Raw genomic sequence first — 14,508 nt, 5'->3', positions numbered from 1 at the left:
ATAATTAAAATCTAGGGTCACATTGGGAATGATGGGCGGAAAAGAAAAACCATTCATCATAAGAGTCTTTGGTAGACACATTCAAAACTATACTCTTACTAGTGGAGGTACAATTTTAGCCGATCCAAAGCCGCCATCTTTTATTCATGGCTTAGCCTTTAGACAAAGTGTTGTAGGCATCTTCGGATTTGGTGAGACTAAGTGGCATATTATCGGTATTCATGAGATGTTTAAGAAAAGTGAAATGAATGACGAATCTGTGAAGTTATACCGAATGCTCAAAGGTATGGAATGTGTAATAGAGGTCAAAGGAATATTAAGGAAAGAAGTGGTCTTCAAACCTCATCCTGATCTTGATAGGCTGAAGAAATATATTCCAATGCTTGAGATATCCGAGAGATTGTGCAATATTCTTAAACAGAAAATGCGGGTAGTTGACCTCATAAAATCAATTAATCCCTCAGATCTGTCCATCTGTCTGTACTCAGGACAAGTAGGAACTGAGACATTAAGTGAAACTGACACTGCAAATGCTTCAATATATCAAAAAATTGCGGCATACTACGAGAATCCTGACCGTGTCACATGGCTTGTCAATTTGTCAACCCTATTCCAGGAAATGCCATTCATAGAGAAGAAGGCGAACTCAATTATTCAGCTCTTCAATGAGATCTTCAGAACTGTTGGGGAAGAGTTTCAACCTAAAAAAGGAAATTGAGCACACTAGAAATTAGAACCATTTCAAAAACTTAAGACCATACATATTACGTAGTGAACTTAAATTCAAAATCTTGGAAAATCTTTTTATTCTAGAAAACTGTCAATATTTAGATCTGATAAATATGGGAACCCTTTTCTTCACGAGAAAGTTATTTAATTCGTCTAGCATTATAGTTTGCTTCCTCCTGATTCTTGTAACATTTGTTTCAATTGGGGGGGCTCTACGCTCGGTTTCTGGATCATCGTACATCGGACCTATGACCACTCCAACCTTTGACTATGTCACACCTGCTCTTAAAGCTCTGAATATAACAGAACTACGGGGTCACGTAGCAACGTTTAGCAATTTTGGTACGCGATTCACGGGGTATCTGGGCAATTACAAGGCAGCTGAGTACATTTACAATGAGTTCAAAAGGTATGGCCTGAGAGATGTAAGCTATCATTATTATAATATAACTGTACCGATAGATGAAGGTGCATGTCTAATACTTCCGAACGGGGATAATGTCACTCTTTTCCCATTCATGCCAAATATGGTTAGTCCAGTGCAGACGCCCCCTGGCGGCATCAGTGGTAGACTTATCTATGTAGGCGAAGGAGAGGTAAAGGATTTTAACGGAAAGAAAGTCGAAGGCAGCATAGTCTTAATGAAGATGAATAGCCAGTACAACTGGCTAATTGCAGCGAAATATGGCGCCAAAGCCGTCATCTTCATAGAGCCTGAGGACTCAAGCATACAAGAGTTCAGCATGAAGGTTTTGGATACGATGGCGTACTACTTCCCTAGACTCTATGTAAAAGCAGATGATGCTAAAAAATTGATTGGCCAAGAAGGCTCAATCGTAACACTGTTTTCAAACATGAAGTTTAGACAGGTTCAAGCAAGAAATGTGATCGGATATTTGCCAGGCAGCACAGATAATTATATCCTGATCACGGCTTCATATGATAGCTTCTCATATGTTCCATCCCTTGCGCCTGGAGCCCGTGAGGCCATAGGCATCTCCGTAGTTCTGCAGCTGGCCAAATATTTTGCAAGTCATAGGGGTTCCAATATGTATACGCTAGTTTTTATCGCGTTCTCAGGTACAAACCAAGGTGTCTCAGGTTCAAGATGGTTTGTGAAAGACTATATAATTGACAGATGGGAGAATTGGGGAAGCAGGGTTCACCTACAAATGAACTTCGATATAAATGATGTAAATCGCTTCATTATGCCGAATGTTCGTGGAGCTGCCCTTTGGGGCTGGGGTGAAGGTCCAGGTTCCTTCTTTGATGCAGCATCAGCGTTCCACAAATGGTTCTTTACCGTAATACTTCCGGATCTAGCTACCAGGTTGAACATGCCGGAGTTATCATATGATCCCAATTCTGAGACTTCTGACAAAGCTAGGATCACAAGGGACGCGTTAGGATCAAAATTTGGGATAACATGGTCAGATCTAATTGGTGGACCATATAGATACAGTGATAGTGACCCCCTCGTAAATTTGGGTGGTCCGGCATTTACATGGGCAAGTTATCTGGCTTTCGAGAAGTATACATATACGCCTCTTGATACCCCTGATAAACTGGATTGGGAAATAATAGAGTATAAATTGAGAGCCATATATCCATATGTTTATGTAATAGTGAATACTGATCTTGGGGTTTCCGGCTCAGCTCAGGATCTGATTAGGAAGTGGCAACCTGGATTTGCGGCAGGTGACAATCCGAAGTGGACTGATGTCGAAGGCGACATCAATATTTATAATGTGACAAAGGCGTGGTATGACCCTGTTCCAAACGCTCTTTTCATTTATAGGATATGGCCGCCTGACAGCGGAGCCCTATCTCAATGGCAAAACTTCCCATGGGTCTATGTTACTGCTGATGAAAAGGGTCATGTATATATACCTGGATTGATGCATGGGCAGAGATTAACAGGAAAGATAGGTGGCCTTCCATATCAGGTCCGAGCTTTTGTTTTGAATGAGACAACAGGACAGATAACTCATGCTCCTGGGTTTGGCCCATATTGGGGACCATCATCCGCTGTTGGAGGAGGAACAGGTGCAGGTAGAACTCAGACCACTTATGTGCCAAGCGGCTTAGGTGTAAATCCACAGTCCTTTGGATCATACACTCTCTTTGAATGCGGCAACATTGTCCTATTCGATTTTTGGGATATATATTATAGAAATGGGCCACAGGATCAGGCGGCCCAGATATTAGTGAACGAATTTGCTACTCATTCGGCTGTAGAGACATGGAGTTGGGAGGGCTATATGCATGGTGGGCAGGGACTGAGTGTCGCAGTTCTACATGTTCCTGCAAATACGCCTCTAGAGATACTAACTCGAACCACTTACACTCTACTATACCCCTTCATGGCGTTGACGAACTCCTCAGCAGATAATCCCCTAGGCGCAGGCTATGTGGTGGGAATAGGAGAGCAGATAACAATTACTCATACAACTCTAAAAGCGGCGATTGATTGGCGCGGCCAGAATCAGATGCGGGAAGGACGGCTGCTGCGCTCCGGGATTGCACCTCCAATTTCTTCTGCTGGGTCGGAGGAGCTCTTTAACAGAGCACTTCGCGCCCTTCAGACATATAATTATACTGAACTAGAAAGTTTACAATATAAACTATTAATAACTGAAAGAGAACGTTACCTAGAATTAAGAAAAATGACTGAAGATTCGGTTAACGCTATAACATTCTTCGGAGTCGTTCTTGTGCCGTTTGCACTAATATTTGAGAGGTTAATAGCTCAAACAAGAGGAATAAAGCGTATCCTGACCTCTATAATTGGATATGTTGTACCATTAATAATCCTGTCTGGGACGCATCCAGGATTCGTATTAGCAAGTAATATTCTAATGGTGATAGTAGGTTTCGTAGTCTTGTTAATGACCGCTCCATTAATAGGAATAATTTACACCTCATTCATAGATGCCGTGAAAAGAATGAGGGAGAAAGTCATGGGGGTCCATTGGATCGAGATGACAAGAACAAGCGTTGCTCTTCTCAGCTTCTCGTTAGGCGTCAGCAATATGAGAAAGAGGCGACTCAGAACATCACTCATATTGGTCTCCATTCTATTAATCACTCTCGGCGTCGTTCTGTTCACGTCAACAGGTGCATTAAGAGCTATAGTGCCTGGCGTACAAGCTTGGCCCGCCACATATACAGGCATATTTGTTCATCAGTGGAATTATGGAAACGCGGCATTTGGGGAGTATGAGGGAACAGGCTATTTCCAGACTGGGCCACAGTTAGGGAAAGTATTGCTAACAGAGCTAGAGGGCCGGTTCTCAGATGTTGCAATACTCGCCCCAAGAGCATGGGCTTACATGGGAACCATTGGGAGAGGTTGGTACTTAACAACGTTGGATGGAAGTAGATGGTCCAGCACTCCAATATTAGCTGTTCTAGGAGTTACGCCGCAAGAGGTTAACGTTACAATAACTTCACCCAACGCAGGATTAGTGGAGGGAAAATGGTTCGAGAAAGACATGGATCCCTATGTTGCGATTATCGGTACTCAACTACGAAAGGAACTTGGTGTTCGAGTAGGAGACAAGATCAAGCTGAGCGGCTTTACATTTACGGTGATAGGAGTACTGGATGAAACAATATATAATAAGATTGTCGATCTCGACAACCGTGCGTATACGCCGATGGATACTAGGCTCCCAGGATACGGGTCAAGACTTTACTTCGGTACAAATCCAGAAAAACCTGCAACTGATGTATTCGAGCCCGAGATAATACTTATCCCATATAAGACCGTCCTTAGCGCCTTTAAGGGAATGATTGTGAGCGTTGCAATAAAAATGAAGCCGGAATACGAGAATAACAAGACTCTCATATTAGGTATGGCTGAAGAATTTTATAAGGAGACGATACACTCTGGATATTCAATCCCGCTTTACATAGGATTCAACGGAACAGTTTACAGTCTTTTCCCACAGAACATTATGACGCTTGCTGGTTGGGAGACCCAGTCTATCCCTCTGGTCATAGCTTCAATGGTCATACTAAATCTTATGCTTGGAACAATTGAAGAAAGAAAGCGAGACATCTTCACCCTAAGCTCTGTAGGGCTCTCCCCATTCCATATAGGATTCCTATTTTTCGCGGAAGCCATCACCTACGCTATTCTCGGCGGCGCAGGAGGCTATCTTGCAGGTATGATTTTTGCATCGCGTGGGGTCGGAATCCAGCTGAACCCCGGGTCAACTATGGTGGTAAATGCCGTGACGCTCATGATGGGGGTCACGATCGCAGTCACGATATACCCCATATTTGTAGCATCGAAGCTTGTAACGCCATCGCTTGAACGTAAATGGAAGATACCTTCGCCGAGGGGAGATATTTGGGATGTCACACTTCCCTTTACAACGACACGCGATGGGGAAGCTAACGGAATGCTAGCGTTCTTAAACGAACTTGCAGAAGTTCATATGGCCCCGGATTCAGAGGTGTTTCGCACAATTTCTCCGATACATTACATTGAAGAAGATTCCCCGAAACTGCTGACTAGAACATTACACTTTGAGGCAACACTTGTTCCCTATGAGCTTGGCATAATCCAGGATACTAGGATCAGTGATGTAAAAGAAAAAGATGTCGGAAGACATATGATTCGTATAGATATGAGACGCACAGCGGGACCAAAAGGGTCATGGGTTACGTTTGGAAGAGAATTTATTGATCTACTAAGGAAACAAATATTACTATGGCGGAGTTTCTCAGATGAAGAGAGAAGAAAATATGAAGAAAGGATCTCGGAATTAGAAAAGAAAAAATTGGAGGTAAAAGGAGGTGGAGTCTCTAGTTGACGTCTAGAGAATCCAGTGATGAGAAAAAAGGATCCAATTCGTCAACAACTACTCTTATATCCTTTTTTAAAGGAGGCCTCACATGGCGGTCGCTACTAGCATTAATGTACATAGTTTTTGTCTTTCAGCCTGGACTTGCCTATTTACATCTCCAGATTGGCGGAGTTCCAGTTATGGGCGCAATCCAGTGGGCTACAATCCTGCTTTTCATTGAGATATGCTCTATAACCGGAAACCCCTTAACAATAAACGAGGCGATAATCATATACCTTGCATCTGGTCAAACAATAAAATACTGGTGGTTTTTAGCTCCTGAGATGGGTGCTCTCAGCCACCCTGGCTGGATATACCAAGCCTACCTTAAATATTCTCCATACTCTCAAGCCTTTGGAATTGCTGACAAAATCCCATCATTCTATTCACCGTCCTATGAGGTCTTTATGGCTAGGACTCTTATACACCCAGAATGGATGCCAATATTATTGAACACAATAGCCTTTTACGTTGCGGCTATGTTCGGCGACATTTGCTTGACAATATTAGCCTATATACTCTATGCCCGTGTGGAGCAGCTGCCCTTTCCGACAGCTAGGCCAGTAGTAGAAGCTACTGAGACATTAATTCAAAGAGACTGGAAGAGAATGGGAGCAATGGTGGCTACTGCCTCATTCGCAGCAATATATGGCTTAATAATATATGTGGCACCGCTTCTAAGCACAGTTCTTTGGGGCGTAACCATATCTATAGTGCCAGTGCCATGGGTCGACCTCAACAGTTTTATTCAACTTGCCCTCCCTGGAGCCTCCTTTGGCATAGCTACAGATTTAGCCATTATGACTGTTGGATTTATAATACCCTTTAAGGTAGTCTTGGGAAGCTTAATTGGTTCAATTACGGCTTATCTTGTAGGCAACTACTTGCTCGTATCAAATAAGATAACGGGGCTTGCAAACGAATATGTCTATGGAATGCCGATACAAACTCTATGGCAACGATCCGTCCTCCACGTTTGGGCTATGCCAATGATAGGAATGGGCATAGCTGTTGGGATCATGCCCCTAGTACTACACCCAAACATCCTGAGAAGGACTTTTAGCGCATTGAGGAGATTGAAGACAGAATCTCCCCTTGGTTTCTCTGTCTGGTGGATCATAATACCGTTTATTATCGCAACTCTGGGGCTATCGCTTTTCGATTGGTGGCTTGCGCCGGATTGCCCACTACCTATATTGATATTCTTAAATGTTGTTTGGCCATTCATTTCGATGCTAATTGTTGCCAGAGCTCAAGGACTAGGAGTATCAGTTGGTGTACCCTACATGAGGGAAATGACGTTTAGAGCATCCGGCTATCCAGGTATAAACGCATGGTTCGTGCCGATCTATGCACCTTCACCTGCGGCAGAACCCTTCAAGATATGTGAGATGACGAAGACTAAGCTCATGGATTACGTAAAGGCGCAGTATATAATCTTCCCAATAGCGTTGATCGCTGGCTTCTTTTTCATGCAGTCACTTTGGAGCATCGCGCCTATCCCCTCCTATGTTTATCCAGGCGTTCTGATGTCGTGGCCTGTTCAAGCAACCTTTCAATCTCTATTAGTGTCACCAGAAGCAGGGGTGTTCTTTGAGCCTACCAGAATCCTATATGGCCTCCTGGCAGGAAGCATAATATATGCAGTGGCTGATCGCGTTGGATTCGCAGCCACAGCTGTAGGTATCGCTAGCGGGTTATCGTCAGCTCCACCATATCCCGTCGCCACATTTATCGGAGCCATCATCGGGCGGCTGATTGCTAAGATGATGGGAAAAGAGTGGTGGGATAAATATAGAGGGGTTATGTACGCGGGTGTTCTCCTAGGTGAAGGTATCATGGTGGTTGCTGGAAGCGCAGTTGCGATAATTGCCAGAGGAATGTGGGCTGCACCATATTAATCAGAGAAGGTCCACTTTTCTTTTATCTAAAAATTATATAGTTTCCGAATTACGTTAAGCCTCCATCTCCCCTATGAGAAACTTGACGTCGAAGGCTTTAAGATCTAATCGATCGCCCACTCTCTGACCTGACAGAATATCTTTAAACTCTTTTCCCTCACATGGGATACTAATAGAATTCTGGGTGTGGTTCAACGCGAAGACGATTCGGCAATCCAACCTCCTTCTTTCTGTGGCTTCGAATCCTGTAGCAGAAGGCATGATCGACTTGGCTTTCCCCTGACTAATCAGCCAATCGACTAGATCAAGATAGAATCCCTCCTCAGCAAAAATTCCAATATACATCGCCGTACCCTTTCCGTAGCGGTTGACTGTTGCGGCTGGTTTGTTATCATAGATTCCAGTTCGATAATTGGCTATTACTGCTGCCTTCTCTGGTGCCAGCATTTCAGCCCATTTCCCACATTCATAAGCCTTCTGTTTTCCAAGCCAGTTTTCTGAAGTCTCAATCCTGATTTTTTCTTCGTCAGGCACACCTGTATATTCTTCTATTGTGACTCCGAAAACGTCTGATAAGGCGCCAGGCAGGGTTTCCTCTACAATAATATTATTCCAGTTCTTCGCGCCTGTCCTTGGGGTTGCAATTAATGTTCCGCCGTTCTTAACATAGCTTCTAAGGTTTTCCTCGACCTTTTTGTTCATCAGCATCAATGAGGGGACGAGCAAAACTCTGTATTGACCTAGTTCCTCGGATTCGGGATCAACGAAATCGACTAGCACATTCCTCCTATACAGTGCGCCATACAGATCTAGTGTGGGTTCCCAAGCCGATCTGCCATAATAATTCATATCTCCGAAAGTGATTTCGAGGTCCCATGCCCAGAGGGCATCATAGACCAGCGTTATTGCAATTTCAGGCTTAAGTACTGTGCCTTCAAGATATGGCGCAAGTTTGTGGATTTCCTCGGCGGTTCTCTTGATCTCATTATACCTTCTTCTCGGAACCCCGTCATGGTCGAGGATTCCGTGCCAATACTCCTCAGACCCAAACCTGCAGCTTCTCCATCGAAAATAGAGTATGCCATCAGCGCCTCTAGCTATTGATTGGAAGGTCCAAAGCCTAATCTGGCCTGGAAGCGGTATTGGAGCTTGACTGGACTTAATTGCTCCGGACTGAAGCTCCATTATCCAGTAAGGCTTCTTCTTAAGGCTTCTCATTATGTCGTGGCTCATCGCCATGTGGATAAGGTTAACATACGTTTTGCGCCATGGATAATAGTCGAAAGAGACGAAATCAAGAGGCTCAGCGAGCTTAAAATAATTAAGCCATCTATACATGCCCATGAAATTGTGGGTTACGAATTGGTGCGGCGCATACTTACGGATTATGTCCACCTGCATTTTTTCATACTTAATCCAGCAATCGCTCGTGAAACGTTGCCACTCTAGACTGAGACTTGGACTCTGCATACTCAAGGGCGGTTTAGGCGGATAGATCTCATCCCAGTCACCGTACTCTTGACCCCAAAAGATAAGCCCGCATTCCTCATTCACTCTATCAATAGACTCATACTTGGTTCTTAACCACTCTCTAAATGCGTTAATACAATTGTTGCAATAACACGGATCGCCAGCAAACTCATTGTCAACCTGCCATCCTATAACATTCCTATTTTCCCTATAATGGAAGACCATAGCCTCCACAATCCTCTCTGAATGTTTATTATAGTGTGGATTATTGGGGCAGTAGTTTCTCCGTGTCCCCTCCGGCGCTCTCCTACCATGCCCATCTACTCTGAGAATGTCGGGATGAGCTTTTACTATCCATGGCGGAGGAGCAGCAGTAGGTGTTCCCAGAATAATTCTCATACCGTTCGAGGAAAGCATGTTAATGGCTTTGTCCAACCATTCAAAATTATATTCGCCCTCTCTAGGCTCCATCTTGCTCCACGCAAACTCAGCGAGTCTCACAACATTAAAGCCAGCATTCTTCATCAATGCGACGTCTATGGGCCACCTCCTCTCAGGCCAGTGTTCTGGATAATAATCGATCCCGAATGGAAACAATTTCAACCCAACCCGACGAGTATCTCAACCATATTCACAATTTCGAGTGCGGATATATTTTTTTTGGGTCAGAATGTTGAGCATACACAAAAGAGTAGCTCCATTCCGTTATAAAACATATTTCAGAATCTAGTTAAAGATCCGCTAGTAAATCCCCGCACAACTTCTCCAGTCTGATGACAGCGCCCAATCCTCAGGCAACTATCAAGAGAGATACTGACAAGTTTTATGGATTTTAACATCAGCCGCATCCTGAAGATGAGACAAAATCTATCTACGCGAAAATTTAGCCTAATAATTTAAGGCTTAACTAACGAATGAAGGATTAATATAACTGGGGAAAATCGAATATGTTAATGTAATGGGATATGCAGATCTATATTGTGAGGCTCAAATATGAGTGGTAGGAAATTAGCAATATTAGTTGCCGTGTTAATCTTGGTCTCGGCATCTGTTATGACGTACTGGATAATGATGCGGACAGGCGAAAAACAGGATGGAACTGTATCCCTGACGGTTGACGGTTCAAGGAAATATCAGGTCATAGAAGCATTTGGGGGTGCAGGCGCATATTATGAGGGTCTCTTGCGAAATCTGATGGAACCGAAAAGAACGGAGGCTACAGATCTCCTTTTCTCCGATCTCGGCATCACAATGTATAGGTTGAGGGTTTGGACTCAGATCGAGAAAGTAAATGACGATGAAGATCCGAACCACTTTAATTGGAGTGCCTTTAACTTCAGCACTGATTTAGATCAAGTCTGGAATGCGCTGGAGGCAAAGAAGAGGGGCGTAACTGAGTTTGTCGCTTCGGTCTGGAGTCCCCCGGCATGGATGAAGAGTACTGGAAACGAGACAGGTGGAGGATACCTGTTGCCGGAAATGTACGACGAATTTGCAGAGTGGTTGGCCGCGTACATAATAGGCTATAAAAACTTTCATGGGATAGAGATTAGTTGGATAAGCATACAGAATGAACCTGATTATACAGCCAGTTGGGAGACCTGCACCTATTCGCCTGAACAGTTAAGAGATGTTATAAAGAGGGTTGGCGCAAAATTTGAGCGTGAGGGAATAAATGCGAAGATATTGATGCCCGAAACCTCAGGTGTCTCCGCAGCGGCAACTTACATTTCAACAGTCATGGCTGATCCGGGAGCAGCAAAATACGTTGACATATTTGCCTTCCACAACTACGATACATCATTCTTCGCTCCGGATGAGAAAATTGCCTATATGCAGGCGGTGGCAAGGCTCGGCGCCCAGTATGGGAGGCCTATCTGGCAGACGGAATACAGCTACTTGGGAACAGAGGATGCGGGAACATACAAAGAAGCAATATACACAGTACAGCACATCCACAACGTGCTAACCCATACAAACGCATCAGTATACATTGTGTGGGAACTTTTCTGGTACAGAGGAACAGGGCTGATAAGCATTAGACAAGACGGCACCAACTATGAGATTACGCCAAAATACTACGCAGTCAAGCAGTTCTTTAAGTTCATAGCGCCTGGGTCAAGAAGAATATTGGCAACCGCAACAAACACGGATGTCTTAGCATCGGCCTATATAAACGAGGAGAATGGAAGAGTGACAATAATCGCAATAAATAGGGCCAAAACCTCATTCAACGTGACGGTTACATTGCAAAACCTAAACGTTAGATCGTTTCATCAGTATCGGACATCCTCATCTGAAAACTGCACATACCTTGGCAATATAATAGTCTCAGAAAACTCGCTTAGAGCCACGCTTCCAGCCGAAAGTGTGACAACTCTTATTTCAGGATGAAAATTAGTCCTCTCCGGCTGCGAGATCCCAAGAATAATAGGAAACAAAGCATGCGGAGTTTTATCCCGAAAATGCAGCTTATTGGATATGCGAACAGAACAAGTTTATTAGTGTTTAGATGTTCTAGAGATGAGAGCTTGGGAGATGCTTCACATGATTAAGCGGCTTGCTGTTGTAGATGCAAATAAGTGCGTTGGTTGCCAGCTCTGCATGCTTGCATGCACGAGCAGGTTTGGCTATGCTGGACTGAACAAGAGTGCAATTAGCGTCAGATCTTTAGGTGGTGTTGAAAGGGGCTTCACCGTAATCGTTTGCAGATCATGCAGAGACCCTCCATGTGCTAGGGTATGCCCTGTCGAAGCTTTGACAGTGAAGGATGGAGGCGGCGTGACCTTAAATTCAAGCAAATGTATAGGTTGTGGGCATTGTGTAAATGCATGTGACATAGGCGCGGTCATGTGGGATTCAGAATGGATGAAACCCGTAATATGCGTGGGCTGCGGCTATTGTGCCAGTTTTTGTCCTCATGGTGTCCTCAAACTGGAGGAGGCAATTTAGAATGGTTGAATGGGTTAAGACCCTCTCCAGAGTGCTATACATAGATCTTACGAGAAAAATGTGCTGGGTGGAAGATAGAACAGATCTTTTTGAAGAATGGCTTGGTGGAATAGGGGTTGCAACGCAGCTATATAGAGAGGAGGTTTCAAAAGAAGCTGATCCTCTTGGTCCAGAGAACGCTGTGATATTTTCTGTCGGTCCTCTCTCTGGTCTATTTCCCATGGCTTCGAAGACTGTAGCCGCCTTTAAGTCTCCGCTTGATGGATACTTTGCCGAGTCTCATGCAGGAGGAAGATCCGCGTCAGCGATTAGATATGCTGGATACGGGGCTATTGTGATTAAAGGGGCAAGCGACAGGCCTGTTTATTTAGTTGTGGAATCCGAAAAGACCAGGTTTAGAGATGCAGGTGCATTATGGGGAATGAATAGTCTAAGTGCTGGAAGAGTTCTGAGAGAAGTCACAGGAGGTGCAGGCTTCAGAACTATAGCGAGGATAGGCAGGGCTGGCGAAAGGCTGGTTCACTATGCATGTGTCACAACAGAGACCTACAGACATTTCGGTCGGATGGGTCTGGGGGCAGTATTCGGATCAAAGAATCTGAAAGCTTTAGTTATCATAGGAAGCGGCGGTTTCAAACTCCCAAACGTCAGAGCATACAGGGAGACCTATAGGAACCTTTGGGAACTGGCGGTAAGGTCTCCGGTAGCGAAGAAGTATCATGACTTGGGAACCGCAGAGAACGTGATGCCGCTCAATGAGATAGGCGCGCTTCCGACAAGAAACTTTTCTTCAGGAAGATTCGAGAATGCAGAAGATATTAGCGGCGAGGAGTTCGCTAGAAACGTCCTTGCAAGAAGGGTTGCATGTAGCATGTGCCCTGTTGCATGCATACACGTTGCTGCGATAAGGGAGGAGTATGAAGATGAGAAATATTTCTTCAAGACGGAGTTCGTCTCATATGACTATGAGCCCATATACGCCGTAGGAAGCAATCTCGGTATATGCGACAGATTTGGTCTACTAAAGATTTTTCATGTTCTAGAAGCGGAAGGGGTCGATGTTATATCTACTGGAGCCGTCCTGGCGTGGTGTACTGAAGCTCTTGAGAAGGGTATTATAAGCGAGAATGAGACTATTATTCCGCTTAGGTGGGGAGACTGGAAAAACTATATCAAGGCAATTCAATACATAAGCGAGCAGGCAAACGACTTCTACAAGACGGCTGCTAAAGGTGTACAGGCGCTAGCATCAAAATACGGAGGCCGCGACTTTGCAGTATCATTCAACAATGTAGAGCCCGCGGGCTATCACACCGGACCACTATTTATTTCCTCACTTATAATAGGGTTTAGGCATTCCCACCTGGACTCAGGAGCATACTCAATGGATCAAAAGATCATTATGTCAGGTGGAAAATTACCTAGCACTTCCGAGGCGGCAAGGATTATTCGGGAAGAAGAGGCTTGGAGGCAAGTTCTTAACTCGTTAGTAATATGCCTATTCGCAAGAGGACTATATGGAAAGGAAAATGTAGTAAAGGCCTTAAATAGCTTAGACTACAACCTAAGCGAGGACGATTTAACAAGGCTAGCCTGGAAGATCTATACAACAAAAAATAAACAAAAGATTGAAGAGGGCTTCGATCCTCTCGGCATAAAGGTTCCTAAAAGGCTACTTGAGACCCCAACACCATTAGGCAGTATCAACGAACAATACATACGGGAGGTGGTTGAGAAAATATTTGATAGAATAAAATGATTGCATAAAGCTTGTCGGTTTTAAGAAAATTTTATGCGGGATACGCGCTTATGATTGCTGAAAAATAAAACCTGTGAGGCGAAAATGCGCGGCAGAAGCAGGCTAACAAAATCAATCTATAAACAATAGCAATACAAGACCACTAGAAAAAAATTGATAGCCGATGATTACGAGACTGTGAAATATGATGACCTTATAGGTTCAGAAAATAATCAATTGTTAAGTGACATTTCCTTCAAAAAAGAAGCCGTTGCGCCCAGCCTGATTTTTATAGAAGGAACTAACAATTAGGGTTTGGCGCCCTGGCCGGGATTTGAACCCGGTTCTCGTCACAGAGGTTTTCCTCCGTGATGTCTAGCGGGCGACAGCCGCTTATACTAGGCCGGACTATACTACCAGGGCCCGGATAATACTACGTTCAAAGCGTCAATATATATTTTTCTTACTATAGTGATGCTGGTGATCAAAATTTTGAGAACACATAGGTACTTTATCATGTTCTCTTACAAATCATGATCTTTGTATATTTTGTAGGGTTGTCTCTCCCTACTGTTTCCCAATAGATCCAGCAGATTAAAGGTTCAATAGAATTTTAGATTAGGGTGACAAAGTTCTATTTCTTGGTTGCGAATTTTACTGACAAAATGTTACTAACCGTGATTTTTCGCGGCGAAGTATGTTACTCTGTTCCTAGGCCTAAAAGTTCATGTGGGATTGCTGGAAACGCTGCACATAAAGGGTATCACGCTGAAACGGTAACGTTTATAAAGACCAAGTGTCGTTTACTCTTTAGCTCTCAGAAGGCCTCAGGACGATCATGAGAACTTTAGCGATCGATGAA

7 protein-coding genes and 1 tRNA gene are annotated in these 14,508 nt (G+C 44.0%); 6 read left to right on the top strand and 2 right to left on the bottom strand.

Annotated elements, in window-relative coordinates; translation table 11 throughout:
* Nucleotides 1-28: 28 nt before the first annotated feature.
* From NZ952_01300 to NZ952_01290, 3 genes are all read left to right on the top strand, one after another.
* Nucleotides 29-718 carry a hypothetical protein gene (locus NZ952_01300; GenBank protein ID MCS7119833.1) on the top strand — a complete coding sequence of 230 codons (690 nt, stop codon included), beginning with the start codon at nucleotides 29-31 and terminating at the stop codon, nucleotides 716-718.
* A gap of 259 nt (nucleotides 719-977) precedes the next feature.
* A complete protein-coding gene (locus tag NZ952_01295; protein MCS7119832.1) occupies nucleotides 978-5,552 on the top strand; it encodes a M28 family peptidase in 4,575 nt (1,524 codons plus the stop codon).
* Nucleotides 5,549-7,486, top strand: a complete 1,938-nt coding sequence (locus tag NZ952_01290) for a hypothetical protein (GenBank protein ID MCS7119831.1) — start codon at nucleotides 5,549-5,551, stop codon at nucleotides 7,484-7,486. The genes NZ952_01295 and NZ952_01290 overlap by 4 nt, the downstream gene beginning before the upstream one ends.
* A gap of 54 nt (nucleotides 7,487-7,540) precedes the next feature.
* On the opposite strand, the gene NZ952_01285 is transcribed toward NZ952_01290, so the two are convergent.
* On the bottom strand, nucleotides 7,541-9,559 hold the full coding sequence (locus NZ952_01285; GenBank protein MCS7119830.1) for a beta-galactosidase: 2,019 nt from the start codon (nucleotides 9,557-9,559) through the stop codon (nucleotides 7,541-7,543).
* Between the two features lie 390 nt (nucleotides 9,560-9,949).
* Here NZ952_01285 and NZ952_01280 point away from each other — a divergent pair, with 390 nt between their 5' ends.
* The 3 genes from NZ952_01280 (at nucleotide 9,950) to NZ952_01270 (ending at nucleotide 13,667) form a co-directional block, all read left to right on the top strand.
* Nucleotides 9,950-11,350: a glycosyl hydrolase gene (locus NZ952_01280; protein MCS7119829.1), complete on the top strand. Its 1,401-nt coding sequence runs from the start codon at nucleotides 9,950-9,952 to the stop codon at nucleotides 11,348-11,350.
* Between the two features lie 129 nt (nucleotides 11,351-11,479).
* Nucleotides 11,480-11,908, top strand: a complete 429-nt coding sequence (locus NZ952_01275; protein ID MCS7119828.1) for a 4Fe-4S binding protein — start codon at nucleotides 11,480-11,482, stop codon at nucleotides 11,906-11,908.
* Nucleotide 11,909: 1 nt separating this feature from the next.
* Nucleotides 11,910-13,667, top strand: coding sequence for an aldehyde:ferredoxin oxidoreductase (locus NZ952_01270; GenBank protein MCS7119827.1), 1,758 nt, complete (start codon nucleotides 11,910-11,912; stop codon nucleotides 13,665-13,667).
* A gap of 295 nt (nucleotides 13,668-13,962) precedes the next feature.
* Here the strand turns inward: NZ952_01270 and NZ952_01265 are convergent.
* Nucleotides 13,963-14,069: transfer RNA gene (locus NZ952_01265), tRNA-Asp, on the bottom strand.
* Nucleotides 14,070-14,508: the final 439 nt, after the last annotated feature.

Source organism: Candidatus Bathyarchaeota archaeon (assembly GCA_025059045.1).
Classification (GTDB): Archaea; Thermoproteota; Bathyarchaeia; order Bathyarchaeales; family DTEX01; genus JANXEA01.
The sequence above is the reverse complement of the archived record's forward strand: the minus strand, read 5'-3'. Positions and strand labels throughout refer to the sequence as shown.